A 26,997-nucleotide genomic window follows, 5' to 3' on the forward strand; every position below is an offset into this window, starting at 1 on the left:
GGCGGCCTCAACCCTTGTCGAACTCGGCGTCGATGACATCGTCGTCATCGTTGCCACCACTCGGGGGAGCGCCGGTGGCGGCGTCCTGGCCCGGGCCTCCCGTGGCGGTGGCACCCTGCTGGGCAGCCAGTCCGGCGAGGACCTGCTGGAGTTCGGAGGCCAGTGGCCGCACACGCTCCACGCCTGCCTCTTCCTTGACCGCCGCCCGGGCATCGGAGACGAGCATCTCGGCGCGCGCCTTCTCGTGCGCGGGGGCTGCGTCGCCCAGTTCGGCGAGGCGCTTCTCGACCTGGTACGCGACGGCGTCGAGCTCGTTGCGTGCGTCTACGGCCTCGCGGAGCTCTCGGTCCTGGCCCTGGTTGCTCTCGGCCTCCTGGACCATGCGCTCGACCTCACTGCGGTCCAGGTTGGAGCTTTCGCTGATGGTGATGCCCTGTTCCTTGCCGGTGTCCCCGTCGCGCGCCTTGACATTGAGGATGCCGTTGGCGTCGATGTCGAAGGTGACCTCGATCTGGGGTTCGCCTCGCGGCGCCGGCCGGATGTCGGTGAGCTGGAACCGGCCGAGCACGCGGTTGTCGGCAGCACGCTCGCGCTCACCCTGGAGGACCACCACATCGACGGCCGGCTGGTTGTCCTCGGCGGTGGAGAACGTCTCGGTACGCCGCACCGGGATGGTGGTGTTCCGCTCGATGATCTTGGTCATGACCCCGCCGCGCGTCTCGACGCCCAGCGACAGGGGTGTGACATCGAGCAGCAGGACGTCCTTGACCTCGCCCTTGAGCACCCCGGCCTGGATCGCGGCGCCCAGGGCCACGACTTCGTCGGGGTTGACGCTCATGTTGGGGTCCTTGCCGCCGGTCAGCCGGCGGACCAGGGCCTGGACCGCTGGTATGCGTGTGGAGCCGCCTACGAGGATGACCTCGTCGATGTCGCTCTCACCGACCTTGGCGTCGGCCATTGCCTGCTGGACCGGCTCCAGGCACCGTTCCACGAGGTCGCCGGTGATCTGCTCGAATGTGGACCGCATGACGGAGTCGGTGAGGTGTTTGGGGCCCGCGGCATCGGCGGTGATGAACGGCAGGCTGACCTGCGTCTGCGTCACAGAACTGAGCTCGGTCTTGGCCTTCTCCGCCGCCTCGAACAGGCGTTGCAGCGCCTGCGGGTCATTCCGCAGGTCGATGCCGTTCTCCTTCTGGAAGCCGTCTGCGAGATGGTCCACCAGGCGCCGGTCGAAGTCGTCGCCGCCCAGGTGGCTGTCCCCGGCGGTGGAGCGCACCTCCACCACGCCGTCGCCGACATCGAGGATGCTCACGTCGAAGGTGCCGCCGCCCAGGTCGAAGACGAGGACGGTCTCGTGCTCCTTCTTGTCCATGCCGTACGCGAGAGCGGCAGCCGTCGGCTCATTGATGATCCGCAGCACCTCCAGACCCGCGATCCGACCGGCATCCTTGGTGGCGGTGCGCTGGGCGTCGTTGAAGTAGGCGGGCACCGTGATGACCGCCTCCGTGACGCGCTCCCCCATCTGCTTGGAGGCGTCGTCGGCGAGTTTGCGCAGCACCTGTGCGCTGATCTCCTCAGGCGCGTACAGCTTGTCGCGCACCTTGAAGCGGGCCGCTCCGCCGTCGCCCTCGACGACGTCGTACGCCACCGCTTTCGCCTCGTCCGAAATCTCGTCGAAGTGCCGGCCGATGAATCGCTTGGCCGAGTAGATGGTGCCCTTGGGGTTGAGGATCGCCTGGCGCCGGGCCATCTGGCCCACCAGACGCTCCCCGGTGTCGGTGAAGGCCACCACGGACGGTGTCGTTCGGTTGCCCTCGGTGTTGGGCACAACGGACGGCTCGCCGCCCTCCCACACGGCGATTACCGAGTTGGTGGTACCCAGGTCGATACCCACTGCCCTGGCCATGAGGAACTCCTCCCGGTGCTGCGGCCTGCGCCGACTCTCCGGTTCGCTTTCGTTCAGCTATGGATAGGACCTCCGCGGGCGCCCAGCGGCGCGCCAGGTACTGCGTCACCGCGATCATGCGAACAGCTTCCCGACCAGCACTCTGAAGATCAGCCGCAAGCGCGAGGAACAAGACCGACGCGGCGGGGCTTAGGCGGTTCACCAGCCCGAACAGGCAGACGGTACGCCTCGTACAGGGCAGCCGACGTGCTATTCAGCTCCGGCGTCGCCCTGCACCTCGTGCCGGTTCACACGCGGAGGACTTCGAACGCATCCCAGCATGGCGAACCGCGTGGTTCCACGCCTGCGCCTGGCCGGCCAGAAGTACACGAGCCCGGTCACCCTAGGAGCACTAGAGTGGAAATACGGACATTTCGCACGGGGTGGTTCGTGAGCGGGGTGGCCGAAACACCGCTCGACTCGCCCTCTGAGGGCTCGGGAGTGATCCCATGGCCAGGAGCCGGCCGCACAACCTGTACCGCTCCGACCGAAAGGGCAGCATGTCGCGGGACAGCTCCCGGCGGGCCCCCGCAGCCGCGCGCGGAGAGCCCCACCGCCCTGCTCAGCCCCCCACCGAGCATGCCCTCCACGAACTCACGCTGCTGTCCTGCACTCTGTTCGACACCCCGGATGAACGCGAGATCCTGCGCCTGGCCATGGACCACATAGCCGCCATCGGGCCGTACATCGCCGAGGCCGGCTACCTCGAAGCGGACGGTGACCTCGTCCCCAGCCCGAGGAACCGGAAGAATCATGCCTTGGCCGTGGGCCGGAGGGTGCGGGAGCTGGCCGGACAGGACGGTTCTGTGACCGTGCCCGGCAGGCCCCGGGGCCGGGCCCTGGGACTGCGCGGACTCGAGGGACTCCACGGTTATCTTGTAGTGACGTCCCGCTCCCGGCCCACCGAAGCCCAGCGGTCCCTGCTCGCCACACTCGTCAGGCACACCGCTGCTGCGTTGTCAGTCGCGGTCGCACACCGCCGCCGTCGCGAGGGGGTCCTGGAGCTGGACCGGCTCAGGAAGGAACGCGCAGCCCTCCAGCGACAGCTGATCGCCGTCGTAGCTGAGCTGGCATACCGGCGAACCGTTCACGCACGCATGGCCAAAGTCGCCGCCTCGGCCGATGCCGAGGAGGCCGTCACCCACGCCCTGCACGGGCTGACTGGACTCCCCGCTCTGGTCGAGGACCGCTTCGGCCGACTGAGGTCCTGGGCCGGCCCCAGCCGACCCGACCCCTATCCGGAACCGGACCCCGTGCGCCAGGACGAACTGTTGAACGCCGTTGGCCGGGAGGCCGGGCCGGCGCGGATCAAGGACCGACTGATCACTCTGGTCCGCCCGCACGGCGAGATCCTGGGCACGCTGGCTCTGGTCGACCCCCACGGCGAGGCAGACGAACACACCGTGCTCGCGCTGGAACAGGCCGCCACGTCGCTCGCCCCGGAGCTGGCGCACCTGCGCAACCTGGCCGAAGTGGAACTGAGGCTGCACCGCGAGCTGGCCGACGACCTACTGGCAGGAACGGACGAGACCAGCGCCTACGCCCGGTCCGAGGCCGTCGGACACGACCTGCGCCGCAGCCACTACATCGTCGTGGTGCACTGGTCGGACCGGACGGACGATTCCTTCGCGCAGACCGTGGGCCGGGCGGCCTCTGCCGTGGGCATGCGCTCACTGCTGACCCGACGTGCCGAGAACGTGGTCCTGCTCGCTGATGACAGGCCGCACGCCCGAGCGCTGTACGAGGCGCTCACCCTGGAGACGGGGACACCGTCCGGGACCATCGGCGTGAGCGCCCGATGCGATTCCCCCGACGACATCCCCCAGCGATATCAGGAGGCGCAGCGCGCCCTGGAAGTGCGCCGCCACTCCCGCAAGCGATACGGCATGACGTTCTTCGACGAACTCGGCCTCTACCGCATCCTGGGACCTGGCAACGATTACCGGGAACTGGAGGCGTTCGTCCACGAGTGGCTCGGGCAGCTCATGGACTACGACGCCCGACACCACGCGGCCATGGTGGAGACCCTGTCGCGGTACTTCGACTGCGGCGGCAACTACGACGAGACCGCCGCATCCCTCGCGATCCACCGCAGCACGCTGCGCTACAGGCTCCAGCGCATCCGCGACATCAGCGGCAACGACCTCGCGAACGTCGAGGACCGGCTCAACCTCCAGGTGGCGACCCGAGTGTGGAAGATCGTGTTGGGCGGATCCGGCTGATGCCTGGTACAGGAGCTGGGCAAGCGCATTACCCGGCCCTGGAGTCGGGAGGTCCGCTCCTTCGACCGTGATGTGTGCGTCCGGGCGTCGGATGCAGGCGGGCCGCGCTTCCGCCCCCGCCGGTCTCGTGACTGCGCAGCAGCGTGTTCGCCCGCTGCCCACAACGCTTGCGCTGTCTGCTGGTTGCGAGGGCGGCAGCAGCGCACGACCCCAGGCTGAGCAACGTTCATAGAACATGTCCACAGGAGCCGGTACATCGTGGCCACCGTCTGACCGTCACTCTCGTCATGCCTGATCCCTCGGCTTCTTCGAAGCATCGGATATCCCCGCAAGCGTCCGGCCCTGTGTGAACTCCGAACGCCGACGTGGCGGTGGCATCGGCCCGCCTCAGCGGTGAGCCAAGAGAGCCCGGGTCTCAATGTTGATCTGCTGAGCCTCTCCGGTGGGGACGACCACAACGGGAACTCGCGCGCCGGGCTCGCTGATGATTTCGGGACGTTCGGCGACCAGTGGTCGCAGGCCGCCCGTGAGGCCGAACACAGACAACCCTGCGCACACCTCCTCACGCACCTCAGGCTGGTCCTCGCCGATCTCGCCGGTGAAAACGAGAGCGTCCAGGCGGCTCAAGGATGCGGCCATGCCTGCGATGCCGCGACGGCACTGGTGGGTGAAGACGTCAAGGGCGAGTGCGGCGCGCTCGTCGCCTGCCGCCCGGCTGCGGACCAGGTCGCGCGTGTCGTCCGAAGTGCCGGAGAGGGCGAGCAGACCGGACCTGTGATTCAGAGCGTCCTCGATCTCGTTCGCAGACACATTCTTCCGTGTGATCAGCCAGGTCAGGGCGCCAGGGTCGACGCTGCCGCTGCGACGACTCATCACCAGACCCTCCAAGGGCGTAAAGCCCATAGTCGTGTCGACACTGCGCCCATCACGCACCGCGCAGGCGGAGCAGCCACCGCCAAGGTGCACCATCACCAGGTGCAGCTGCTCGGGACGGCGGCCGAGGAGTTCAGCGGTGCGGGCCAGCGCCCAGGCGTAGGACAGACCGTGGAAGCCGTAGCGGCGCAGTCCGTACTGATCGCGCCAGCTGGAAGGTACCGCGTACTCCCGTGCCGCAACGGGTAAGCCGGCGTGGAAGACGGTGTCGAAGCAGGCGACGTGCGGAACTCCCGGCAGCAGATCCCGAGCCGCGTCCAGAACGGTCAGTGCTTGGGGGACGTGCAATGGCGCGAGGTCTGCCACCCGGTTCAAGCGGGCACGCACATCGTCGTCCAGCAGAGTGTGGCTGCGCAGCTCCGATCCGCCGTGGACGATGCGGTGACCCACAGCTGTGGGAGCCGGCCCTTCCTTCAGTAGCTGCCGCAGCGATCCGATTGCCCCCTCGCCAGGCGGAGAGTCACTGTGGTGCTCGTTGAGGACTTGACCACCGTCCCCGAAGACCGTCAGACGCAGGCTCGATGACCCCGCGTCAGCAACCAAGACCGGGCTGGTTCGTGTGCGCACACGCCGATCCTCTCCCTCGTTCCGCAAGCATCCCTCGAATGACTTTCATGACTTTCGTAGCGGGCTTCCACGCCCCGGCACTGAGTACCCGATCCGATCGCACTGGAAACAGAACGGTGCGCTAAGCGAGCCCGGCAGACCAGCAATCGGCGTACCGATCAGCAGGGCGCTCAGACCCACTGGCGACTTCCAATCGCCGCTACGGCCGATGTAGGGCCGGCATTCCGGCTGGGGCGCGCGGGCAAGCCGTGGAGAAGCATCTTGCGCGCGAGGGTGGCCGCTGAACGGTGTGTTCCGGCGGCGTAGCCAGGCAAGAGCCAGCTGGGGCGCGCCGTGATGCGGCCTACTGCCGAGTGTTGTACGGCGTGTTCGGCTTGGCGTTGCAGGAGTTGATGGACGGCTGGCGGCAGCATGACGGGGTACTCGCCGATGAGCAAATGGGGCGTGCTGCCGGCAGTGATGGCGGAATGCGTGAGAACGGAGATCCGTGTGATCGGCATCCCGTAGAGCAGCATCAGGGCCCCGGTGACGCGTACCTCCAGGGGAAGCATGTCGTCGTGCAGGCAGCGTCGGAGATGTGCCCAGTGCTCGCTCTGGCTCCACCAACGGTGGGTCTCGTCCCGCTGCCGGTCTGAGATTTCGTGATTTCCGGTGAGGCGGCGCTGGTGGGCCCAGCGTAGGAAGAGCCGGATGTGTCGGCGATCCCGCCTCTCGGACAGCCACGTGTCGATGTCGCCCTGGGCCAGACTGGCCAAGAGGATGTCGCGCTCGTCGAGCCAGGTAAGAAATGCTGCAATGGAACGGACGGCGTTGCGTATCGACGCCGCACTGTTGGGTGTGAAGCGGCCCAGGACCACACCGTCCACGTTCACGCCGCGGACCGGAACGGCGACCAGATCGCCCGCGTCCACTGGCTCGCTGATCAAGTGGGTGGCCGGTTCACGGGCAGGGTGGAGTCGGCACCGCTGTAACCGCTCAGCAAAGAGGCAGGACCGCCATCGCCTCTGTCTCTGCCTCCGCGTTACGACGCGAGGGCGCAGACTCTGTTCCCAAGGGCCCGCCATGGAGCCCGCTTCTGGAGGACCGGGTCCTCCTCCTGCCGGTGGCCACGTACTGGCGGACGAACCTGACGCTGCGGCAGCTCGCCCCGCTCTTCGGGACCTATGCGTCCTTCTCCTCAGCTGTCTCGTGAAAGGCGACGACGGCCTCGCCGTTGGTTCTTGCCCACTCGGTGAGCCTTCTGATGGGCTCCTCCAAGGTGCGCCCGAGCTCGGTCAGGCTGTATTCCACGCGTGGTGGTGCTTCGGCGTACGCGCGTCGCTCGATGAGCCCGTTGTCCTGGAGGCGGCGCAGCGTCTGCGTCAGTACTTTGCGCGAGACGCCTCCGATGAGCTCGACCAACTCGCCGTGGCGCAAGGGGCCGTTGCTCAGAGCGAAGAGCGTGACCACGGCCCACTTGCTGGCGATGATCTCGATGGCCAGGCGCGCTGGGCAGTCGGCGAGGAAGACGGTGCCGGGACGGAGGCTCACGAGCTGAAGGGTACCTTCAGGTACCTAACGGCTGCCTAGCGTCGAGGGTATGCAGCGCACCACTTCGAAGTGCACCGAAGTCGAACTCGGCGTCTTTTTCCCTTACCGACATCGTCCCAGGCGCCACCACCTGGCAACGAGTTTGCGGCATCGAGGACGCCTGCGTCTCACCGACGGGGCGGGGCTCGACGTACTCGGTTGCAGGGTCACCGGACTGCGCCCGCCGTGCCGGCCGTCTGGGGCTGCCGATGACGCCGGCGCATCTGGGAGGCAGTCCCGCCCGGGCCCAACCGGCCGTCGATCTGTACTGGACGTCGCACCCACCGTGCGAAGCGAATCCGGCTGAACAGTCGCCTCAGCCGTCATCGTGCCGGGTCTGTCAGCCGCCCTGCACCGCAAGCACGCCCAGCAGTACGCGCGTGGAACCCAAGTTCACCCGCCAGTGGATACACACCCATGCCAAGGAGACAGTTATGACCTGCCCGACCACCTACGTCCTCGTACACGGTGCGTGGCACGACGGACAGTCCTGGAACCGCGTCGCCCCACTGCTCACCGCCCAGGGCCACCGTGTCTTCACGCCGTCCCTCGCCGGCCACGGGGACAAGGCACACCTGCTCAGCCCCGAGATCGGCCTTGCCACCCACACCGACGACATCGTCAGCCTCATCCTCGCCAACGACCTGGACGACATCGTCCTCGTCGGGCACAGCTACGCGGGAATGGTCATCTCAAGCGTGGCGAACCAGGTTCCCGCGCGCATCTCCCGCCTGCTGTACCTCGACGCGATGGTGCCGACGCACGGCGAGAACGCCATCGACGTCATGCCGCTCACACAGGTCATGATCGACGGTGCCGCCGGCAGTGCCGAGCCCTGGCGCATTCCGCCTCTGCCTGAGTTCCCCGCACCCCACGGCCTCTTCGGAGTCACCGAGCCAGCCGACATCGCCTGGCTCAGGACCACGCTGACAGATGAGTCGGTCCTCTGCTTCCAGCAGCCCGCCGAGATGGACAACCCCGCACAGGCGTCCATCCCCCGGGTTCACATTCTCTGCATCGGCAACGAGCCCGAGGACGTCACACGTCGGCCCATCCCGAAGGTTCAGCCCAACGGCGAACCGTCACGCGTCCACAAGCTGGACACCGGCCACGACGCCATGATCACCAAGCCCGCGGAACTCAGCGCCCTGCTGCTCGAAAACGCCTGACCTGCGAAGCAAGCACGACCAGGTCGGCGATTGTCCAGATACTCCACCCCGCTGAACAGTTGAGGTCCCACCATGTTCATCACCTACGCCATCGTCGCTGTACTCATGTCGGCGGTGCTCTTGGCTTCGGCAGGTGCCAAATTCACCCGGCCGAAGCGGCTCGTCGACCAGATGTCCACCCTTGGCCTGCCCTATGGCGTACTGCCGTTCCTGGGCGTCGCCCAGATAGCAGGCACCGGCGGCCTCGTCGTCGGACTCTGGTGGGGGCCCCTCGGAATAGCCGCCGCCGTCGCCCTGACGCTCTACTTCATCGGCGCAGTCGCCACACACCTGCGCGCCAATGACTACAAGGGAGCACCACCGGCAGCCGTCCTCGCAGCTGTCGCCATCGCCCTCATCGCACTGCGCTCCTCAACCCTGTGACTGCCCTCCACCACCCGACGCGGCATCAACGCGCCGCCGTGCAGCCGACCAAAGACTCAGCATGAATGGCGGAGTTGTCCTCCAGCACCGGCCGCGCCACGGCCGCCGGGCACCCTCTGCCGGGTGGCGCCCACTGCGTACAGAGACCACGGAACGGAACCTCGCCTGCGAGGGCGTGGCGCTTCCCGCTCGGCCGGGTTGATCTCGCCGGCGCAAGGGCTCTCTTGGTGGGAGAGATCCCGCCCTCCAACTTGACCGCGACCGCTCGTCCCCCACCCACGCCAGGGGAACACCGGGTGAACCATCTGGGAGGCACTCTCGAAGACCGCGCCGCTGCGCTGTATCCATACGGATGAATCTCCGCGCGGCCGGGAATAGCGGGCACGCAAGGCTGTTGATCACACCATGACTTCTGAGACGCGCGAGGCATTCGGACGAATCGGCATCTGGAGCGGTGCCCTGCACGGGGCGCGGGGAGACGACGCGGGCAAGGGGGCGATCGCGGAGGCGGTCGCCGAGCTCGAAGAGCTGAGGTACGGCACTCTCTGGCTCGGGGGCAGCCCCTCCCCCGACGACGCCGCGGCCGTCATCGCCGCCACCCGCACGGTCACGGTGGCCACCGGCATCCTGAGCATCTGGGACCACACCGCCGAAGAGGTGGCTGCGCGGGTCGCGGCGCTCGACGCGAGCGCGCGCGGGCGATTCGTCCTCGGTCTGGGCGTCAGCCACGGCCCGATGGTGCCGCAGTACGCGAAGCCGTACAGCGCGATGGTGGCCTACCTCGATGGACTGGACGCCGCCACCCCGCCCGTGGATTCCGGACGTCGGGTCCTGGCGGCGCTCGGCCCGAAGATGCTGAAGCTCGCGGCCGGCCGGGCACTGGGCGCGCACCCCTATCTGGTCACCACCGAGCACACGGCGGAGGCACGCGAGGCTCTCGGCCCCGACGCGCTGCTCGCCCCGGAGCTGTCAGTCGTGCTCGACACCGACCTCGAGCGGGCCCGCACCACTGCACGGAACATGCTGGGGATGTACCTCCAACTGCCCAACTACACCGATAACCTGCTGCGCCTGGGATTCGCGCAGAGTGACTTCGAGGGAGGCGGCAGCGTCCGCCTCCTCGACGCGCTCTTCGCCCTCGGCGACGCCGAGCGTGTGAGGGCCCGGACACGGGAGTATCTCGACGCCGGTGCCGACCACGTCGCACTCCAGGTGCTCACCGCCGACGAGGGCGGCTCGGGCCTGCCGCGGGCCGAATGGCGTGAGCTGGCAGGGGCCTTCGCCGACGAGCTGTAGAGAACGGCTCGCGCGGCAGGCCGGTCAGTCGAAAGTGATGACTGACAGTCTGCCCGCTGGCCTGGAGTGACGATCAGGGACGGTGGGCGGCAGCGGCCGTCCGCGCTCAGGTGGAACTTGCTGGGGAACCCGCCGCGAGAGGTGGCGGTGGTCCGCCCGGGTGGACCCCGGTTCGTACCCCAGCGGAAGCTCTCGTCCCGCCGTCCAGCTACGACTTGTCACCGATGCCGTCACCCGTTTGACTTTGCTCAGGCGCCGGCTCGCCGAGCGGCACCGGGGGGAGGCAATCAGCTGATGTTGATCGACAGCACGTCCATGGCGCCTGGCGAGCGTGCGGAGGCGATTCGCCAGGTGATCTGGAGCAGCGTGGTGCGGGTGGAGATCACCCATCAACCCGAACCGCGGCTGATCCGCACAGTGGGCGCGATCAGCCGTGTCGGTCCATTGACCGTCTGCTCGGTGCGCGCCAATGCCACCACTGTTCGGCGTACTCCCGCACTTGCCCGGGACGATATGGAGCCGAGCGTGTTCGTCGGATTGCAGGTCACCGGCAGCAGCATGGTTGTGCAGGATGGCAGGGAGGCCGTGCTGCGGCCCGGTGACCTGGTGCTGTACGACACCACCCGCCCCTACTCCCTCCTGAACAGGGACGGGATCCATCAGCACTACTTCCGGATCCCGCACACGGAACTGGCTTTGCCAACAAGGCTGTTGGAGCGTTCCACTGCGGTACTGTTCAGCCGCCGGGACCCTTTGGCCGACCTTACTGCCACCTGTCTGCGGCGAATTGCGCGCCAGCAGGCCCGACCCACGGCGTCTCCCGGCCACGGCTTGGACGCGGCAGGAAGGCCGGGCATCGAACTGCTGCGGGCTCTCATCACGGCCCGCGTCGGTGACCACCGAGCGGCCTTCCAGGCTTCGGACGAGACGCTCTATCTGCGGGTCATGGACTATGTCCGGGCCCACCTCGGTGATCACGACCTGACGCCGGCTCGCGTCGCGGCCTACCACCACGTCTCGCTCCGTCAGCTGTACAAGGTCCTTTCACGAAATGGTGTGCACCTGGGCGATTGGGTCCGCTCGCAGCGACTCGAACGCTGCCGCGCCGAACTTGTGGCTCCCTGGGCAGGTCACCGGTCGATTGCGGCGGTGGGGTACCGGTGGGGATTTCCGAACGCCTCCCATTTCAGTCGCGCCTTCAAGGGCGCTTTCGGAATCACTCCCAGCGACTGGCGAGCCCTGCACATTGGCGGCGGTGAGAATCTGCGTGCCGTCGACCCGTGAGGTCGAGTGGCGCGGGGCCGAGGGGCCGCCAGCTGTGGCCCCGCTCGACAGCCGGCAAGCGCGAGCGGCCGACCGGGCGCCTCGCGCTCCTGGTCCGGGGTCTCTCCTTGTCATGGTTGTTCGGACACCGGGCCCGCCTCGTAAGGGGTGGTGGGCCCGGGCTGTCCGGTGTGAGCGCGGGTGCGGACCGGGGGCCGGCACGGCGTGCCCAGCGAGGTCGGGCTCTGGCCCAGGGAGATGTCAGGCGGTCGGGTCGACGAAGCGGCGGATGAAGGTGAGCGCGGTGTCGGCGACCTCGCGCCACCCGTTGTCGATGGTCAGGGAGTGGCCCCGGCCAGGGATCTCGGTGATCTCCGTGGCGGCGTGCTCGTTCTGCGCCTGCTTCTTGTAGGCGGCGTTGGCTATGGCCCAGGGCACTGTGTTGTCCTTCTCGCCCGAGATGATCTGCAGCGGTCCGCGGGCGGCCGCCTGGGTGTCCACCTTCGCCTCGGTCCAGGGGTTGAGGTTGGCGGTGGCGGCCTGGAAGAGCGGCTCGCCCGGAGCTGCCACCGCGAAGGTGTCGTACAGCTGCAGGGCCTCTTCCTCGCTGACGGCGTTGGCGAAGGCGTAGCGGAACTGGTCGAAGGTGAGCGGCACCGCGCGGTGGTAGTTGGCCGGGTTGCCGAGCACCGCGCTCGCGGCGCGCAGGGAGGACAGCGGCAGCGGCAGCACGCCTCGGAAGGGCGCCGGGTCGATCGCCACCGAAGCCTGCGACAGGCCGCGTCCGGCGGTGATCTGGGTGATCAGCCCGCCGAAGGAGTGGCCGATGACCACCGGCTTGCGGTCCAGACGGCCGATGAGGTCGCAGAAGTGGTCGGCTACCTGGCCGACGCTCTTGCCTGCGAAGACTTCCGGGTGTGCGTGGGCCTCCTGAACGGTGTGCGGATCGTCGGGCCAGCCCGGCAGGACCGGGGCGAAGCCGGCCGCCTCGAAGACCGTGGCCCAGCGGTCCCAGCTGGTGGGCAGCAGCCACAGGCCGTGGATGAAGACGACGGGGATGCGGCCGGCGGCGTTGGCCGCCTCGACCTGGGCGAGGTCACGTGCGTAGGACGAAGTGGATTCGGGGGACGACATGGGTGGCTCCTTGAAGGTGGCGGGTATCAGGCGGTGACGGTTCGGGCGGCGGAGCGGATCAGGGCGACGACGGCGCCGGGCCTGCTGTACATCGGCAGGTGGGAGGTGGGCACCTCGACGGTCCTGGACCGGGCCCGGGCGGCCTGGAACCGCTGGAGTTCGGGGACGATGCCCCGGTCCCGGGTGGAGATCAGGGTCCACGACGGCACGGTGTGCCAGGCCGCGCCGCTCACCCGGTCGGTGAACGCGGAGGCGCTGAGCGGGCGTTGGCCCGAGGCCAGCACTCGGGTGGTGGGAGGTGCAACGTCCTGGGCGAAGACCTCGTGGTAGCGGTCGGGGCGGATGTACAGGTCGATGGCGGTGGTGCCGTCGGCGCCGGGTACGGGGACGGGCGTGAGTGCGGCGTCGAGCTGGGAACCGGGGAACCGCGCGGCGAGTTCGCCGAGGACCTCTCCTGCGTCGGGGACGAACGCGGAGACGTAGACGAGGGCCTTGACGTTGGGCGCGGTGGCGGCGGCCTGGGTGACGACCGCCCCGCCGTAGGAATGGCCGACCAGGACGCCGGGTCCCGGGATGGCGGCGAGCCGCGCGGCCACCTGGGCTGCGTCGTGGGTGAGGCCGCGCAGCGGATTGGCCGCGGCGATCACCGGGTGGCCCTGATGCTGGAGCCGTTCCGTGACCGGGTTCCAGCTGGCGGCGTCGGCGAACGCGCCGTGGACCAGGACCACGGTCGGCTTCTCGGTCTGTTCCGCATCGGGGCCGGCGGACGCGGCGGCCGAAGGCGCCCCGGCGGCCGCCGTGACGGTGAGTGCTGCGGCGCCGACGGCGCTCTTGAGAGTGCGGCGTCGGCTCAGCGGACGGCCGGTCATGATCGGATCCTTCCGGGTACGGGGGCACGGGCATCAGCGCATGGTGCTCAGGTGCGGTCACGGGGACCTCGGCGGCGCCTGCGACGGGGGCGCGGGTGCGGGCGGGTGGTGCAGCAGGGCGCGCACGGCAAGGCCTCCGGCTGTGCCGAGGGCCAGTGCGGCCGCGGCTGACCAGGCGGGCCAGTGGGGCAGGCCCAGGGCGTGGTCGGCGGAGAGGCGGCCGGGCCCGGTGAGGGCGAGGGTGGTGGCGATGCCGATGAGGACGAGGGGGTACTCGTAGCCGTCGTGCTGCACCCACAGGCCGTTGGGCCACTTGACGGTGAGAGCGACGGTCATCACGCCGATGGCTCCGGCGGCGGCGAGCGGGGTGAGGGCTCCGGCGGCCAGCATCAGGCCGGAGCCGATTTGGCCGGCTCCCGCGGCGAGGGCGGTGAGCGCCCCGCCGCGGAAGCCGTCGTGCCGGAACTCCTCGGTGCCGCCGGCCAGTCCGCTGCCGCCCAGCAGGAAGCTGACCTTCTGCACTCCGTGCGCGGCGATGAGTAGACCCGTCAGGAGGCGCAGGAGGAGCAGTCCGGTGTCGGTGTCCATGGCCGAGGGTGCCGGTCAGCCGGCGACGTGCGGGTCGATCATGGAGTGGGCGTAGACGATGCCCAGGCCGTAGGCGCCGCCGTGCTCCTTGACCACGTCGGTCGTGGCGACGTAGGTCTCGGTGCGGGCCCAGTCGCGCTGGAGCTCCAGGAGCACCTGCAGCCAGGTGACGGGGACGGCGCCGGCGGCGGTCATCCGCTGGAGGGCGTGTTCGTGGGCGGCCGGGGTGACGCCGGCTGAGGCGTCGGCGACGACGTACACCTCGTAGCCCTGGCTGAGGGCGGACAGAGCGGGCAGGACGAGGCAGACCTCGGTCCACAGGCCGCTGAGCACGATCTTGTGGCGGCCGGTCGCCTTGACGGCTTCCACCAGGGACTCGTCCTCCCAGGCGTTCATGGAGGTCCGGTCGACTATGTCGTGCTTGGGGAAGACCTCGCGCAGCTGCGGCAGGATCGGCCCGGAGAAGGAGGCGGCGGCAACGGTGGACAGGACCACGGGGACGTCGAAGGCACGGGCGGCCTTGGCCAGGCCCACGGTGGCGTTGACGACGGCGACGCGGTCGGTGCTGGCGGCGCCGAAGAACATCTGCGGTTGGTGGTCGACGAACAGCATCATCGCGTTGTCGGGCGTCAGCAGGTCACGGCTGGGGGCGGCGGTGACTGCGTCGAGGTCGAAGTTGAAGTCGGACATGAGGGGATCCCTTTCCTTGGGTGGACGGTGCACGACGTGGTGCGGGAGCAGGCGGGCTGTTGCTGCCCGGCGCGGTTCAGGAGCCGAAGCAGGGGTCGAGAGCGGCGGGCTGCTCCTCGGGAGCGGCGAGGCCACGGGCGACTCTCCACTGCCGATGCTGCACACCGTCGGCGACCGCCTGCGCCAGAAGGTCGGCCTGGCGGGCGCCGCGCGTCGACGGCGGCGGGGTGGCCTGGTAGCCGCCGAAGCGGGCGACCGGGCTCCAGGCCGGGCTGAGCGGTGGGACGGCTTCGTCGAGGCCCTCGTACTCGCCGGCGGCGTAGACGATCCGGCCGCCGACGACGGTCAGGACGGCCTCGATGTGAGGGATGTCGTCCGGGTGCACGGCGAAGAAGTCGTCGCTGAGGACCGCGAAGTCGGCGTACCAGCCTTCCTTGAGGACGCCCTTGACGTCGTCCTCGCCGGTGATCCGGGCTCCGCCGCAGGTGTACAGCTCCAGGGCGCGCTCGCGGGAAACCAGCCGGTCGGGCGGATAGAGGCTCAGGTCGCCGACGGTACGGCCGGTGACCAGCCAGTGCAGGGCGACCCAGGGGTTGTAGGAGGAGACCCGGGTGGCGTCGGTGCCGGCCGCCATCGGGAGGCCGGAGGCGAGCATCTCCTTGAGCGGCGGGGTGCGGGCAGCGGCCTCCGGGCCGTAGCGGTCGGCGAACGCCCTGCCCTGGAAGGACATCCGGTTCTGGACGCTGATCGCGCCGCCGAGCGCGGCGATCCGCTCCAGGCTGCCCGGGGTGACCGTCTCGGCGTGGTCGAAGAGCCAGCGGTTGCCTCCGGGGAACAGGCCCTCGGCAGCGAGCTTGTCGAAGACGGCCAGGTCACGCCGGATGGTCTGGTCGTAGGTGGCGTGCAGCCGGAATCCCCAGCCGTGCTCCAGCAGCAGCCGGACGGCCTGCTCGAACTCGCCCTCGTACCCGGCGGACAGTTGGGGGCGGGGCTCGGAGAAGTTCTCGAAGTCGGCCGCGGCCCAGGTCAGGTTCTCCCCCGCTCCGTTGAGCCGCAGCCACTCGTCGCCCTCCTCCGGCCGTACGGTCTCCACCCAGCGGGTGAGGTCGGCCAGCTCCTGCCCGGCGGTCTGCGGGAAGAGGTGGTAGCCGATCCGTACGCTGAGCTCGCCCTCGCGGGCCAGTTCGATGACGGTGGCGTAGTTGTCGGGGAAGCTCTGGAAGCCGCCGGCGGCGTCCACCGCGGAGGTGAGGCCGAAACGGTTGAGCTCGCGCAGGAAGTGCCGGGTGGAGACCCTGCGGTCCGCAGCGTCCAGCGTCGGGGCGGCGGCGAGGGTGGAGTAGAGGATCAGCGCGCTCGGCGCGGCCAGCAGCACGCCGTTGGGCCGGCCGTCGCGGCCCCGCACGATCTGGCCGCCGCGCGGGTCGGGGGTGTCCCGGGTGAAGCCGGCCGCACGGACGGCGGCCCGGTTGAGGATCGCCGACTGGTAGAGGTGCAGCACGAACACCGGGGTGTCGGGGGCGGCCTCGTTCAGCTCGGCGGGCGTGGGCAGCCGCCGCTCGGTGAATTGCTCGGCAGACCAGCCGCCGACCACCCGGATCCACTGGCCCTTGGGGGTACGGCCGGCCTGCTCGCGGAGCATGGCCAGCGCCTGGCGCAGGGAAGGGACGCCGTCCCAGCGCAGCTCCAGCACGTAGTTGAGGCCGCCCCGGATGACGTGCACGTGCGAGTCGTTCAGGCCGGGGACCACCCGGCGGCCGAGGGCGTCGACGACCCTGGTGCGAGGTCCGACGTGGGCGGCAACCTCGGCGTCGTCGCCCAGCGCGGTGATCCGGCCCGCGTGGACGGCGAGCGCGGTGGCGGCGGGACGTAGCGGGTCACCGGTGTGAATCCTGGCGTTGCGCAGGACGACGTCGGCGCCGTCACCGCTCCCCGGTGCGGGGGTGACGCCGCTGACCGGCATCGTATGCATGGGTGTCTCGCTCTCGGTGGTGTCACGGCAAGGGGGCACGGGCACAGACACGGGCCGCGCTGTTCGCTCGGCTGGTGTGACCGGTTCAGAGGGTGCGGCGGACGCCCGCGTGGCGTTCGAGGTTGCGCAGTTGGACCGTCAGGTCGCCGTGCACGGCTTGGTGGGCGGGACCGGTGCGGCCGATCGGCAGCACTTCCTGGCCCCGCATGTCCTCCAACATCAGGGCAAAGGCGGCGTACATCGCCACTGCGGCCAGGACCAGTCCGAGCGCGCCGGAGAGGTTGGCGAGCCAGTGCGCGCCGGAGAGGTTGGCGGCGGCGGCGACCGTGAAGCGCGGCACGGCGGTGCACAGCACCAGCCACAGCGCCCGCTTGGGCATAGCGACGCCGGCCATCAACAGGGCGAAGAGGGCGAAGCAGAGGTTCAGGACGCCCAGCACCCGGGCGCCGCCCGGCGGTTCGGTGGCCAGAACCAGCGAACTGGCCAGCCACATCCCGGAGAAACACGCCATCAGGGTTGCCGCCAGGACGTCCCGGGCGCCGAACGCCAGATATCCCACCAAGAGTTGGAGGAAGAACGCGGGCAGGATCGTGAGGGCGACGGCGCGCTCGGCACCGTCGTCGAACAGGCCGAGCTGGAGGCAGCCGACGATGGTCGAGGCGATTGCCACGGTGTAGAAGCCGAGCGGCATCGGCGAGGCGATGGGCCTGAGGGTGATGCGTGTCATGCCGCGCAGATCGGGCTCGTGGTGGCGGCCTCCGGCCTGCCGGATCGGGGGCGCGGGTTCCTCGGGGGTGATGTCGCTGGTGGCCATGGGGTCTCCTCGGGGCTGGGGCAGGCTCGGCCGGCAGCGGCCGGGATCCGTCTCGTGACGGCGCTCCGGTCCCCGCCCGTCGGCCGCCCGGGGGTCAGTGAGCGGCGAGGGCCTTGCGCAGGGTGGCGACGGCCAGCGCGATGGCGACCTCGGCACCCTGGGTGTCGCGTAGCGCGTTGAGCAGGACGAAGTCGTGGATGACGCCCTGGACGCGGACGGCGGTCACGGCGACGCCTGCCTGCCGCAGCTTGGCGGCGTACGCCTCGCCCTCGTCGCGCAGCACGTCCGCCTCGGCGGTGATCACCAGCGCGGGGGGAAGGCCGGTGAGCTGCTCGACGGTGGCGCGCAGCGGGGAGGCGGTGATCTGAGCACGCTCGCTGTCGTCGGTCGTGTACTGGTCCCAGAACCACTGCATGCCGTCGCGCCGAAGGAAGTAGCCCTCGGCGAACTGGCGGTAGGAGCCGGTGTCGAAGTCGGCGTCGGTCACCGGGTAGAACAGCACCTGGTGGGCAAGCGTCAAGCCGCCGCGCTCCTTGGCGAGCAGGGTCAGCACGGTGCTCATGTTGCCGCCGACGGAGTCGCCGGCCACCGCGATCCTGGTGGCGTCCAGCCCGTGAGCGTCGCCGTCGGTGACGACCCAGCGGGCGACGGTCCAGACCTGCTCGACGGCGACCGGGTAGCGGTGCTCCGGGGAGAGGTCGTACTCGGGAAAGACCACTGCGGCACCGGTTCCGACCGCGAGCTCACGCACCAGCCGGTCGTGTGTGGCGGCGTTGCCGAAGACCCAGCCGGCACCGTGCACGAAGACGACCACGGGCAGGTCGCCCTGCGCACCGACGGGCCGCACGATCTTGGCCCGCACCTCGCCGGTCGGGCCGCCCGGGACGCTCACCCACTCCTCGTCCACCGCGGGCAGCTCGACATCGCCGGACTGCACCTCCTCGACGGCCTTCCGGCCCTCGGCCGGCGGCAGCTGGAACAGGAACGGCGGCGTCCCGGTCGCCTCGGCGAAGGCGGCGGCCTGCGGCTCCAGAACCGGCGCGACAAAAGCGTGGTCAGTCACGGATCGGACCTCTCTGCGGATCGAGGGTGTGCGCCGCACGGGTGAGGCGGCGCACGTCCGAAGCTAGACGGCCGGCGCGGGGACCGGTGGCCTGTGCGTGCTGGCCTGTTGCCCCTCAATGCAGGGCTTGCCAGGAGGGCACGGGAAGAACATTCCCGTGCACGAGCGGGAAAGTGGGTGCCCAGGGCTGCCGGGAGGATGGGCGCCCGGAGACCGTGCTGGAGGGCTGGTTCGTGCTGCTGCTGGACCTGGAGGCCTTCGCGCCGCGCGAGAGGGTGGACGCGTTCCACCATGCGATGACGGACAGCTCCGTGCCGAACGAGATCGTCCACGAGGAGTGCGATGCGGGGATGAGCGCGCGGATCGAAGGGTGGCGGGTGGGAGCCCTGGATCTCTTCGACATGCGGTGCTCGGGGCTTGAGGTCCGGCGCACGGCCAGGCACGTGCGCCAGCACCGGGACCGTCCCGTGGTGTCGGTCTCGCTCCAGACCCAGGGCATCCACCGGGCCGAACAGGCGGGCACGCGGTCCACCCTCGGGCCGGAGGACATCTGCGTCTTCCACGAACTCGCGCCACGCACCTACGGATGGTCCGGACACGGCGCCTCGCAAGCCGTAACCGTCGACATGGAGCATCTCGGGTTGCCGGTCGACACCGTGGTACGGGCCTCCGGACGGCTTCGCGCCAGCCCCGTGCACGACCTGCTGCTGGGACATCTGAGGTCACTGTTCCGGGATCCGGGACGCCTCGAAGCAGACCCCGGAGCCGGCGCCCTCGCGAACGCCACCACCGACCTCGTACGCGCCCTGCTGACCTCGGCGGCACACGACGAGCGGGACGGACGGGTCAGAGAAGCCATGGGCAGCTCCCTGGTGCCCCGGATCATGGCATACGCGCGCCGCCACCTCACCGACCCCGACCTCGGGCCGGAGCGCATCGCCGCGGAACACGCCGTCTCCAAGCGGCAGTTGTACGTCGTACTGGGACGCGCAGGCATCCGCCTGGAACAGTGGCTCATCGGCGAGCGACTGGAGGCGGCATGCCGGCTCCTTGTCTCACCCCATCACGCCGCACTCCCCGTCTCCGCCGTAGCGGCCCGGTGCGGCTTCAGCAGCCCGAGTCATTTCACCCGACGCTTCCGTGCCGCCTATGGGACCACCCCGAGCGAGTGGCGGCGCCACCGGATCCGTTCCATCTGCTAGGGCGTGGTCTACGTCTGCTCGGTGGGCTGGTGGGCGGCCTCGCGTCCGCCTGCGCTCACCAGCCCTGTCTCGTAGGCGACGATGACGGCCTGGACACGATCGCGGAGTCCGAGCTTGGCGAGGATGCGGGCGACGTGCGTCTTGACGGTCGCCTCGGCCAGGTGCAGGTGGGCGGCCAGTTCGGCGTTGCTCAGGCCTCGGGCCAGCAGGCCGAGTACTTCCAGTTCGCGCGGGGTCAGCGAGGCGAGGTCGCGGTGGAGGGTGGCGACGTCGCTGCCGCGCTGGGTGAACCGCTCCACGAGGCGTCGGGTGATGGCGGGCGCGAGGAGAGCGTCGCCGGTACGGACCGTGCGGACGGCCGCGGTCAGCTGCTCGGGAGTGACGTCCTTGAGGAGGAAGCCGCTGGCCCCGGCGGACAACGCCGCGTAGACGTAGCGGTCGAGGTCGAAGGTGGTCAGGATGATGACGCGGGGTGCGTTGAGGGCGCCGGTGAGGATGCGGCGGGTGGCCTCCAGGCCGTCCATCTCGGGCATCCGCACGTCCATCAGGACCACGTCGGGACATGTGCGGCGGACCGCGTCGACCGCTTCGGTCCCATTGGTCGCCTCGGCGACGACGTCGATGCCGTCGGCACCAAGGATCAACCGGAATCCGGTGCGGACCAGGGTCTGGTCGTCGGCGAGGAGCACACGCAGCGGCTCGGTCACGGTGTCTCCAAGGGGATCAGGGCTTCGACACGGTACCCACCGGTCAGACGCCGGCCGGTGTCCAGCGTTCCGTCGTAGACGGCGAGGCGCTCGCACAGGCCGATCAGGCCGCGGCCGTTCCCGGCGGCCGCGCCCGCGCCGGGTTGCCCACCCGTGTCGGTGACCTCCACCCGGAGCCGGTCCGGTCCGTAATCGACCGTCACGGCGGCGGTGGCTCCTGACGCATGCTTCACCGTGTTGGTCAGGGCCTCCTGGACCACGCGGTAGGCGGCGAGTTCGACGCCGGTCGGCAGGGGACGGGGCGGGCCGGTCACCTTCAGGTCAACGTGCAGTCCGGTGTTCCGGACCCGTCCGACCAGCGTTTCCAGCTGGTCCAGGCCGGGTTGCGGGGAGAGCTCCGCCGCCGTACCGGCGATGTCCGCACCTCCGCTTGCCCCCTCGTCCTCGCTGCTCATGGTGAGCAGTCCCATGACGTGACGCAGCTCGGTCATGGCCGCCCGCCCGCCGGCCTCGACGGCGAGCAGCGCTTCAGCGGCCTGCTCGGGAGAGGTCTGCATGATCTTTCGGGCGGCGCCCGCCTGGATGATCATCACGCTGACGTTGTGGGTGACGACGTCGTGCAGTTCGCGGGCGATCCTGGCCCGCTCGTGCTCGACGGCCCGGCGCAGCGCCTCGGCCTGTTCGCGTTCCAGGGCGGAGAGCCGGGTGCGGCCCTCGTCGGTTCGGAGTTTCCAGGTACGGAGGCCGACGGCGGCCACCGCCATCGGGACCAGGATCAGCAGGGCGATGTACTCGTTGGGGACGATCGGTGTGACCGAGTTCCCCGAGGTGCCGACCAGGACGACCGACACCGGCAGCGCCGCCAGGGTCGCCACCCGGTACGGGCTGTACACGGCGGCGCTGTAGACGGCGATGACGAACGCGTAGAAGGTCAGCCGCAGGACACTCTGCGGTGTCGCCAGTGTCGCGGCCGTCACGACGCACAGTACGGCCAGCGGGAAGCGGCGGCGCAGCACCAGGGCACTCGAGGCGATGAACGAGAGGGTCACCATGAAGGCCATGCCGTCGGGGCCGTTCGGGCGCGGCACGACGCGCTCCACGCCGGGTGCGATCTCCCGCACCACGACGTTGTCTGCGTTGTCGATGCCGTAGTAGACGGTGGCGATGCCGAGCGTCAGGGCCACCAGTACGTCGAACTGCCAGGCGCGCAGGGTGAGCCGCGGCGGCGGGCCGCCGGGAAGCCCGGCCTCGCGGACCGTCTGACGCGCGGCTTCCCGCAGCCGCTCCAGCGTCGTACGTACGTTCATCACCGGCTCATTGTCGCCGCCTCCCGAGCCTTCGGAGTCCGCCTCAGTGGTCGTTCCCGGCGCCTCGCATACATCGGGCGCCTACATCGCAGGGATGACGCTCCGGCAGATCATCCCGGTGCGGTACGGCAAAGGGTCCGGGCGGGCGACGCGCAGCGGCCGGGCTCGCTCCTAGCGTCCGGGGAGTCCGATGCCCGAATCGAAGGAGCCCTTCCATGACCACGCCGGTGATCGAACTACGCGAGGTGAGCCGCCGCTACGACGACGGTCCGCCCGCTCTGCACGAGGTGTCGCTGACCGTGCAGCCGGGCGAGGCCGTCGCGATCCTCGGCCCTTCCGGAAGCGGCAAGTCCACGCTCCTCAATCTGATCGCGGGGCTCGACCGGCCCGATACGGGGACCGTCACCGTGGACTCCGTGCGGGTGGACCGCCTCGGCGAGGCCGGGTCGGCGCTCTACCGGCGGTCGAAGGTCGGCATGGTCTTCCAGTTCTTCAACCTGCTCGACGATCTGTCCGTCACCGACAACGTCGTACTGCCGGCGCGGCTCGCGGGCATGGCACGTGGGGACGCGGATCGCCGGGCGGCGGAACTCCTGGAAACCCTCGGCATCGACCGGCACGCCCGCGCCTACCCAGGGCGGCTGTCCGGGGGCGAGCGGCAGCGCGTCGCGGTGGCCAGGGCGCTGATGAACCGGCCGCCGCTGCTCCTGGCGGACGAGCCGACCGGGGCACTGGACACGGCCGCCGGACAGGACGTCAGCAGGCTGCTCACCGACCTCAATGCCGAGGGCCAGACCATCCTCGTGGTCACCCACGACCCGGCTTTGGCCCGATCCTGCACGAACCGTACGGTCCGCATCGCCGACGGCCGGGTCACCGAGGACGTCCGATCGCACGCCGTCGCCCGGGAGGCCGTCCGATGAGCGCGCTCGGCAAGGTGGTGCGCTCTGGGGTGGGACGACGCCGGGTACAGACGCTGGTCATCGGGCTCGCCACCATGATGGCGGTGGCCGCGTCCATCCTCGGTGGGTCGCTCCTGGCAGTGTCCGGAGCGCCCTTCGACGATGCCTTCGCCCAGCAGCACGGCGCGCACCTGTCCGTCCGGTTCGACGCCGGCAAGGTGGGTGACGGGCAGCTGTCGAAGTCCGGGGACGCCGAAGGGGTGAGCGGCGCGGCGGGGCCGTTCCGTACGGCGACGGTCACCCCGCGGGCAGGTCGGTCCGGCCCCGGCTGGCCTATGACCGTGGTCGGCCGGGGCGATCCCGGCCGGGACGTGGACGAGGTGACGCTGCTCGACGGGCGGTGGCCCACCCGCCCCGGCGAGATCGTCCTGTCTGCCGGAGCCGCGCTCATCCCGACCATGGGCATGAAGGTTGCCTTCCCCGCTCTGCCGGGCAAGCCGTCGCTGACGGTGGTCGGTCTGGCCCGCTCGATCACACAGACCGCCGACGCCTGGGTGGTCCCGGCCCAGATGCCGGCACTCACCTCGCCCGGCAGCGGCGGCTACCAGATGCTCTACCGCTTCACCGAAGCCGACACCGCGGCACAGATCACCGCAGGCGGCAGGGCGGTGGCGGAAACCCTCCCTCCGGGAGCGGCCGTCGGCGAGCAGTCCTGGCTCACCGTCAGGGAGTCCGCCGAGCGCGACACCGCCCTCTACGTACCGTTCCTCATCGCGTTCGGCGCTCTGGGCCTGGTCATGTCGGTGCTCACCGTGGGCAATGTCGTCGCGTCGGCGGTGGGCACGGGAACGCGCCGCATCGGCATCCTCAAGGCCGTCGGCTTCACCCCGGCCCAGGTCGTGCGGGCCTACGTGGCCCAGGCGCTGATCCCGGCCGCGGCCGGCACGGCACTCGGCGTCCTCGCCGGCCACCTGCTCGCCGTCCCCGTACTGGCCGAAACCGGGGAGGTCTACGGCGCCGCCTCCCCACTGGCCGTCGCCCCCTGGGTCGACCTGACCGTGATCGCCGGGGTTCTCGGCCTCGTGGCCGCTACCGCGTGGGCGAGTGCCTGGAGGGCCGGCCGGCTGCGCACGGTCGACGCTCTCGCCGTCGGGCATGCCGCGTCGACGGAGCGCGGCCGGTGGGCGGCACGCCTGGCGGGCCGGCTGCCGCTGCCGCAGCCGGTCGCCCTGGGCCTGGCCCGGCCGTTCGCGCGGCCGGCTCGCGCGCTGAACAAGGACCTGGCACCGCTGGGGGTCAGTGCGCGCGTCGGCGGGCTCGGCGCCGGCAGCGACATGGTCGTCACGCTCAACGCGCTGTCCGCGATCCTCACGTTGATGCTCGTCACCGTCGCGGCGCTCGGTGTGCTGAACGGCGTGCTGCTCGACACCCGCGAACGCGTCCGGGAGATCGGTGTCCACAAGGCGCTCGGCATGACCCCCCGGCAGACCATCGCGATGGTCCTCACCTCCGTCGCCCTGACCGGACTGGTCGCCGGCGCTCTGGGCGTGCCGCTCGGTGTAACCCTGCACGGCTGGGTGCTCCCCGCGATGGGCGACAGCGCGGGGCTCCGCCTCCCCGACTCGGTCATCGCCGTCTACCACGGGGCCGAACTGCTCCCGCTCGCACTCGGCGGGCTGCTCATCGCCACCCTGGGCGCGCTCCTGCCCGCCGGCTGGGCCGCGAAGTCCCGAACGGCCACGGCTCTGCGCACCGAATAGAGGATCCGTTTCGGAGCGCCGGCGTCCGACCCCCACTGCAACCAGCGGCGGGGGTCGGGTGGCCAGGGGATACGGCCCGGGCCAACTTCTGGTTGAAGCCGTCGGGCAAAGCCTTCCGCCGGATCAGGCGGTGATCGAGTACCGACACCCAGCCGCGTTCACCGATGAGCGGCCAGCACTGCCCCGAGGCCCTCTTGTAGATCTTTGACGAAATGCTCGGGAACCTCCAGCGACGGAAAGTGTCCCCCGACTTCGGGCGACCTCCATCGGGTGATGTGTCGGTACCGCTCCTGCGCCCAGGGGCGCGGACACTTCTCGATGTCGCGGGGATACATGCTGATCGCTGACGGGACGTCGACCCGAAGTTCGGGGTCGAGCGAGTTGTGGCTTTCGTAGTAGATGCGGGCCGACGACGCACCGGTCCGCGTCAGCCAATACAGGGTGACGTTGTCAAGAACCCTGTCCATGGAAATCGTCTCGAACGGGCTGTCTTCGGTGTCTGACCACTCGGCGAACTTGTCAAGGATCCAGGCAAGAAGCCCGACCGGTGAGTCGACGAGCGAGTAGCCGATGGTCTGCGGTCGGGTCGCCTGCTGCTTCGCGTACGCCGCGCGGTGGCGCCAGAAATGGCGGGTTTCCTCGGTCCACCTGCGCTCGACCGCCGTCAGCCCGTCCGTTGTCAACCCGGGCGGTGCCTCCGCGAACGTCGTGTGGATGCCGAGAACGTGCGCCGGGAACCTGCCGCCCAGAACCGTGGTGATGTTGCCTCCCCAGTCGCCGCCGTGGGCTGCGAACTTGTCGTAGCCGAGCCTTCCCATCAGTTCCACCCATGCGGCCGCGATCTTTTCGGTTCCCCACCCTGTGGTGGCCGGCTTGTCGCTGTAGCCAAAGCCTGGAAGCGACGGGATCACGACGTGGAACGCCGGCGCGTCTGCATCTTTCGGATCGGCCAACTCGTCGACTACATCGATGAACTCGGCAATGCTGCCTGGCCAGCCGTGGGTCACGATCAGAGGTGTGGCGTCTGCGCGCGCGGATCGGCGGTGCAGGAAGTGGATTCCCAGACCGTCAATGGTCGTGCGGAACTGACCGATCCGGTGAAGGCGCTCTTCGAACGACCGCCAGTTGTAGCCGGTGCGCCAATAGTTCACGACATCGACGAGATCGGCGAGGGGAACGCCCTGTTCCCAACGGCGAGGGTCGGGCGCGGCGCGATAGACCGTCTCGGCCTCCGGCAGTCGCGCCGCGGCCAATCGCGCGCGCAGATCGTCGAGGTCAGCGTCGGTTGCGTGGGCTTCAAATGCTTGCACGTCGCTGGTTAGACGGGACATGACACCTCCTGGCCATCGCAGAACCGGCTGTACCCTTCGCGAACCGGCTAAGCCGGTTCTAACATCTCGTCACGCCGGCGCGCAACCGGCTAAGGTGGTTCCATGCGTGCTGGATTCCCTGACTTTCGCCTCGGTAGCGTGCTGGCGACCAGCTTCACGGCGACTCTGACGGAGCGTCGTGGCGACGCTGTGGAGCGCATTCCCACTCCGCAGCGACTCATCGACTGGCTGGCAGTGAACGGCCTCGCCGTGGACTCCTGCACCACTGCCCAGCTCGACCTCGCTCGGGAACTGAGGGAGTCGATTCACGCCGCCGCGACAGGAGGCGCGACCCAGGACGCTCTCCCTGTGTCTGCTGTCCACGTCATCAATGACTGCAGCATTCAGGGTCGGGCCGCGGCCGTCCTGACGCCCGAGGGTGAGCGGCGATGGCGGCTCAACTCGGCTTCCTGCGTGGAAGACGCCCTCAGCGTGATCGCCGCCGACGCGATCAGCATCATCGCGGGCGAACGAGACGGAAGACTGGCCTTGTGCGCATCACCAACCTGCCGGGCCGCCTTCTTCGACACCAGCCAGAGCCGCACCCGCAAATGGTGCGACATGAACACGTGCGGGAATCGGCAGAAGAAGGCGCGCTTCAATGCCAAAGAGGTGCGATAGGTTCCCGCCATGACTGGACTCGGACCCGTCGCCTGGCCGCCTGCCCGGATAACGACCGAACGGCTCGTACTCCGCGAGTCCGAGGCCCGAGACCGTGCGGCGTTCATCGAGCTGTTCGCCTCGCACGAGGTGCACACCTACCTCGGTGGCCCTCGACCGCGCGACGAGCTCGAACGCGCGGTGCCAGAGGTGCCGGGGCGGCGCCACGGCCTTTTCGTGATCGATCTCGACGGAGCGATGATCGGCATGGTCACGCTCGATCGGCGCGACGCAGAACGTCCGGGGCACGTCCGTCCGGATGCAGGTGAGACCGAGCTCGGTTACACATTCCTGCCGGAGGCGTGGGGATATGGGTACGCCGCCGAGGCGTGTGCGGCGGCACTCGCCTGGTTCGCCGATGCGCTCCCCGGCGAGCCGGTGGTGCTCTGCACCCAGACCGCCAACGGCCCCTCGATGCGCCTCGCGGCGAAGCTGGGGTTCACCGAGGTGGAGAGGTTCGAGGAGTACGGCGCCGAGCAGTGGTTCGGCGTGTGGCCCTCATTCACAGGCCCTCATCCACACCGTCCGGTTGAACGTGGCGCACGATGTTCCTGAGGGAGTAGGACGCCGGC

Annotated in this window: 24 protein-coding genes and 1 pseudogene; 11 read left to right on the forward strand and 14 right to left on the reverse strand. The window is 69.7% G+C overall.

What is annotated here, in order from left to right:
• Positions 1-7 precede the first annotated feature (7 nt).
• Positions 8-1,906, reverse strand: a complete 1,899-nt coding sequence (gene dnaK / locus OG257_RS01295) for a molecular chaperone DnaK (RefSeq protein WP_329204146.1) — start codon at positions 1,904-1,906, stop codon at positions 8-10.
• Positions 1,907-2,394: 488 nt separating this feature from the next.
• Between dnaK and OG257_RS01300 the strand changes: the two genes are divergently transcribed.
• Complete coding sequence (locus OG257_RS01300; protein ID WP_329204147.1) at positions 2,395-4,167, forward strand: PucR family transcriptional regulator; 1,773 nt, start codon at positions 2,395-2,397, stop codon at positions 4,165-4,167.
• 387 nt (positions 4,168-4,554) lie between these two features.
• Here the strand turns inward: OG257_RS01300 and OG257_RS01305 are convergent, their stop codons facing one another.
• Both OG257_RS01305 and OG257_RS01310 read right to left on the reverse strand, forming a co-directional pair.
• The gene (locus OG257_RS01305) at positions 4,555-5,667 is read right to left on the reverse strand and encodes an acetate/propionate family kinase (RefSeq protein ID WP_329204148.1); all 1,113 of its coding nucleotides are present in this window, start codon (positions 5,665-5,667) and stop codon (positions 4,555-4,557) included.
• Between the two features lie 170 nt (positions 5,668-5,837).
• Positions 5,838-6,593, reverse strand: a complete 756-nt coding sequence (locus tag OG257_RS01310) for a hypothetical protein (RefSeq protein WP_329204149.1) — start codon at positions 6,591-6,593, stop codon at positions 5,838-5,840.
• Positions 6,594-6,682: 89 nt separating this feature from the next.
• On the opposite strand from OG257_RS01310, the pseudogene OG257_RS01315 reads away from it, so the two are divergent.
• Positions 6,683-6,853: pseudogene (locus OG257_RS01315) on the forward strand (IS5/IS1182 family transposase); the annotation flags it as partial.
• On the opposite strand, the gene OG257_RS01320 reads toward OG257_RS01315, so the two are convergent.
• Entirely contained in the window at positions 6,829-7,197 is a 369-nt protein-coding gene (locus OG257_RS01320; RefSeq protein WP_329204150.1) for a winged helix-turn-helix transcriptional regulator, read from the reverse strand. The pseudogene OG257_RS01315 and the gene OG257_RS01320 overlap by 25 nt on opposite strands.
• 473 nt (positions 7,198-7,670) lie before the next feature.
• On the opposite strand from OG257_RS01320, the gene OG257_RS01325 reads away from it, so the two are divergent.
• The 4 genes from OG257_RS01325 (at position 7,671) to OG257_RS01340 (ending at position 11,408) form a co-directional block, all read left to right on the forward strand.
• Complete coding sequence (locus OG257_RS01325; protein ID WP_329204151.1) at positions 7,671-8,405, forward strand: alpha/beta fold hydrolase; 735 nt, start codon at positions 7,671-7,673, stop codon at positions 8,403-8,405.
• Positions 8,406-8,477: 72 nt separating this feature from the next.
• On the forward strand, positions 8,478-8,828 hold the full coding sequence (locus OG257_RS01330; protein ID WP_329204152.1) for a DoxX family protein: 351 nt from the start codon (positions 8,478-8,480) through the stop codon (positions 8,826-8,828).
• A 405-nt stretch (positions 8,829-9,233) separates the two neighbouring features.
• Positions 9,234-10,124 carry an LLM class F420-dependent oxidoreductase gene (locus OG257_RS01335; protein WP_329204153.1) on the forward strand — a complete coding sequence of 297 codons (891 nt, stop codon included), beginning with the start codon at positions 9,234-9,236 and terminating at the stop codon, positions 10,122-10,124.
• Positions 10,125-10,418: 294 nt separating this feature from the next.
• A complete protein-coding gene (locus tag OG257_RS01340; RefSeq protein WP_329204154.1) occupies positions 10,419-11,408 on the forward strand; it encodes a helix-turn-helix domain-containing protein in 990 nt (329 codons plus the stop codon).
• A gap of 240 nt (positions 11,409-11,648) precedes the next feature.
• Here the strand turns inward: OG257_RS01340 and OG257_RS01345 are convergent, their stop codons facing one another.
• The 7 genes from OG257_RS01345 to OG257_RS01375 form a co-directional block, all read right to left on the reverse strand.
• Entirely contained in the window at positions 11,649-12,521 is an 873-nt protein-coding gene (locus OG257_RS01345) for an alpha/beta hydrolase (protein ID WP_329204155.1), read from the reverse strand.
• Positions 12,522-12,547: 26 nt separating this feature from the next.
• Positions 12,548-13,390: an alpha/beta fold hydrolase gene (locus tag OG257_RS01350; protein ID WP_329204156.1), complete on the reverse strand. Its 843-nt coding sequence runs from the start codon at positions 13,388-13,390 to the stop codon at positions 12,548-12,550.
• 57 nt (positions 13,391-13,447) lie between these two features.
• Positions 13,448-13,978, reverse strand: a complete 531-nt coding sequence (locus OG257_RS01355) for a DoxX family protein (protein WP_329204157.1) — start codon at positions 13,976-13,978, stop codon at positions 13,448-13,450.
• Positions 13,979-13,993: 15 nt separating this feature from the next.
• Positions 13,994-14,668 carry a hydrolase gene (locus OG257_RS01360; protein ID WP_329204158.1) on the reverse strand — a complete coding sequence of 225 codons (675 nt, stop codon included), beginning with the start codon at positions 14,666-14,668 and terminating at the stop codon, positions 13,994-13,996.
• 76 nt (positions 14,669-14,744) lie between these two features.
• On the reverse strand, positions 14,745-16,640 hold the full coding sequence (locus tag OG257_RS01365; protein ID WP_329204159.1) for an amidohydrolase: 1,896 nt from the start codon (positions 16,638-16,640) through the stop codon (positions 14,745-14,747).
• 85 nt (positions 16,641-16,725) lie between these two features.
• Positions 16,726-17,454 carry a GPR1/FUN34/YaaH family transporter gene (locus tag OG257_RS01370; RefSeq protein ID WP_329204160.1) on the reverse strand — a complete coding sequence of 243 codons (729 nt, stop codon included), beginning with the start codon at positions 17,452-17,454 and terminating at the stop codon, positions 16,726-16,728.
• A 94-nt stretch (positions 17,455-17,548) separates the two neighbouring features.
• The gene (locus OG257_RS01375; protein ID WP_329204161.1) at positions 17,549-18,517 is read right to left on the reverse strand and encodes an alpha/beta hydrolase; all 969 of its coding nucleotides are present in this window, start codon (positions 18,515-18,517) and stop codon (positions 17,549-17,551) included.
• A 173-nt stretch (positions 18,518-18,690) separates the two neighbouring features.
• Between OG257_RS01375 and OG257_RS01380 the strand changes: the two genes are divergently transcribed.
• Entirely contained in the window at positions 18,691-19,719 is a 1,029-nt protein-coding gene (locus OG257_RS01380) for an AraC family transcriptional regulator (RefSeq protein ID WP_329204162.1), read from the forward strand.
• Positions 19,720-19,727: 8 nt separating this feature from the next.
• Here OG257_RS01380 and OG257_RS01385 read toward each other — a convergent pair whose 3' ends face one another.
• Both OG257_RS01385 and OG257_RS01390 read right to left on the reverse strand, forming a co-directional pair.
• On the reverse strand, positions 19,728-20,426 hold the full coding sequence (locus OG257_RS01385) for a response regulator transcription factor (protein WP_329204163.1): 699 nt from the start codon (positions 20,424-20,426) through the stop codon (positions 19,728-19,730).
• A complete protein-coding gene (locus OG257_RS01390; protein WP_329204164.1) occupies positions 20,423-21,733 on the reverse strand; it encodes a sensor histidine kinase in 1,311 nt (436 codons plus the stop codon). The genes OG257_RS01385 and OG257_RS01390 overlap by 4 nt, the downstream gene beginning before the upstream one ends.
• Positions 21,734-21,948: 215 nt before the next feature.
• On the opposite strand from OG257_RS01390, the gene OG257_RS01395 reads away from it, so the two are divergent.
• The gene (locus OG257_RS01395) at positions 21,949-22,656 is read left to right on the forward strand and encodes an ABC transporter ATP-binding protein (protein WP_329204165.1); all 708 of its coding nucleotides are present in this window, start codon (positions 21,949-21,951) and stop codon (positions 22,654-22,656) included.
• Positions 22,653-24,395, forward strand: coding sequence for an ABC transporter permease (locus OG257_RS01400; RefSeq protein ID WP_329204166.1), 1,743 nt, complete (start codon positions 22,653-22,655; stop codon positions 24,393-24,395). The genes OG257_RS01395 and OG257_RS01400 overlap by 4 nt, the downstream gene beginning before the upstream one ends.
• A 158-nt stretch (positions 24,396-24,553) precedes the next feature.
• Here the strand turns inward: OG257_RS01400 and OG257_RS01405 are convergent, their stop codons facing one another.
• On the reverse strand, positions 24,554-25,726 hold the full coding sequence (locus OG257_RS01405; protein ID WP_329204167.1) for an epoxide hydrolase family protein: 1,173 nt from the start codon (positions 25,724-25,726) through the stop codon (positions 24,554-24,556).
• Positions 25,727-25,828: 102 nt separating this feature from the next.
• On the opposite strand from OG257_RS01405, the gene OG257_RS01410 reads away from it, so the two are divergent.
• Positions 25,829-26,386, forward strand: a complete 558-nt coding sequence (locus OG257_RS01410) for a CGNR zinc finger domain-containing protein (RefSeq protein ID WP_329204168.1) — start codon at positions 25,829-25,831, stop codon at positions 26,384-26,386.
• A gap of 9 nt (positions 26,387-26,395) precedes the next feature.
• Positions 26,396-26,980, forward strand: a complete 585-nt coding sequence (locus tag OG257_RS01415; RefSeq protein WP_329204169.1) for a GNAT family N-acetyltransferase — start codon at positions 26,396-26,398, stop codon at positions 26,978-26,980.
• Positions 26,981-26,997 lie beyond the last annotated feature (17 nt).

Origin of the sequence: Streptomyces sp. NBC_00683, from assembly GCF_036226745.1 — a bacterium.
GTDB lineage: Bacteria > Actinomycetota > Actinomycetes > Streptomycetales > Streptomycetaceae > Streptomyces.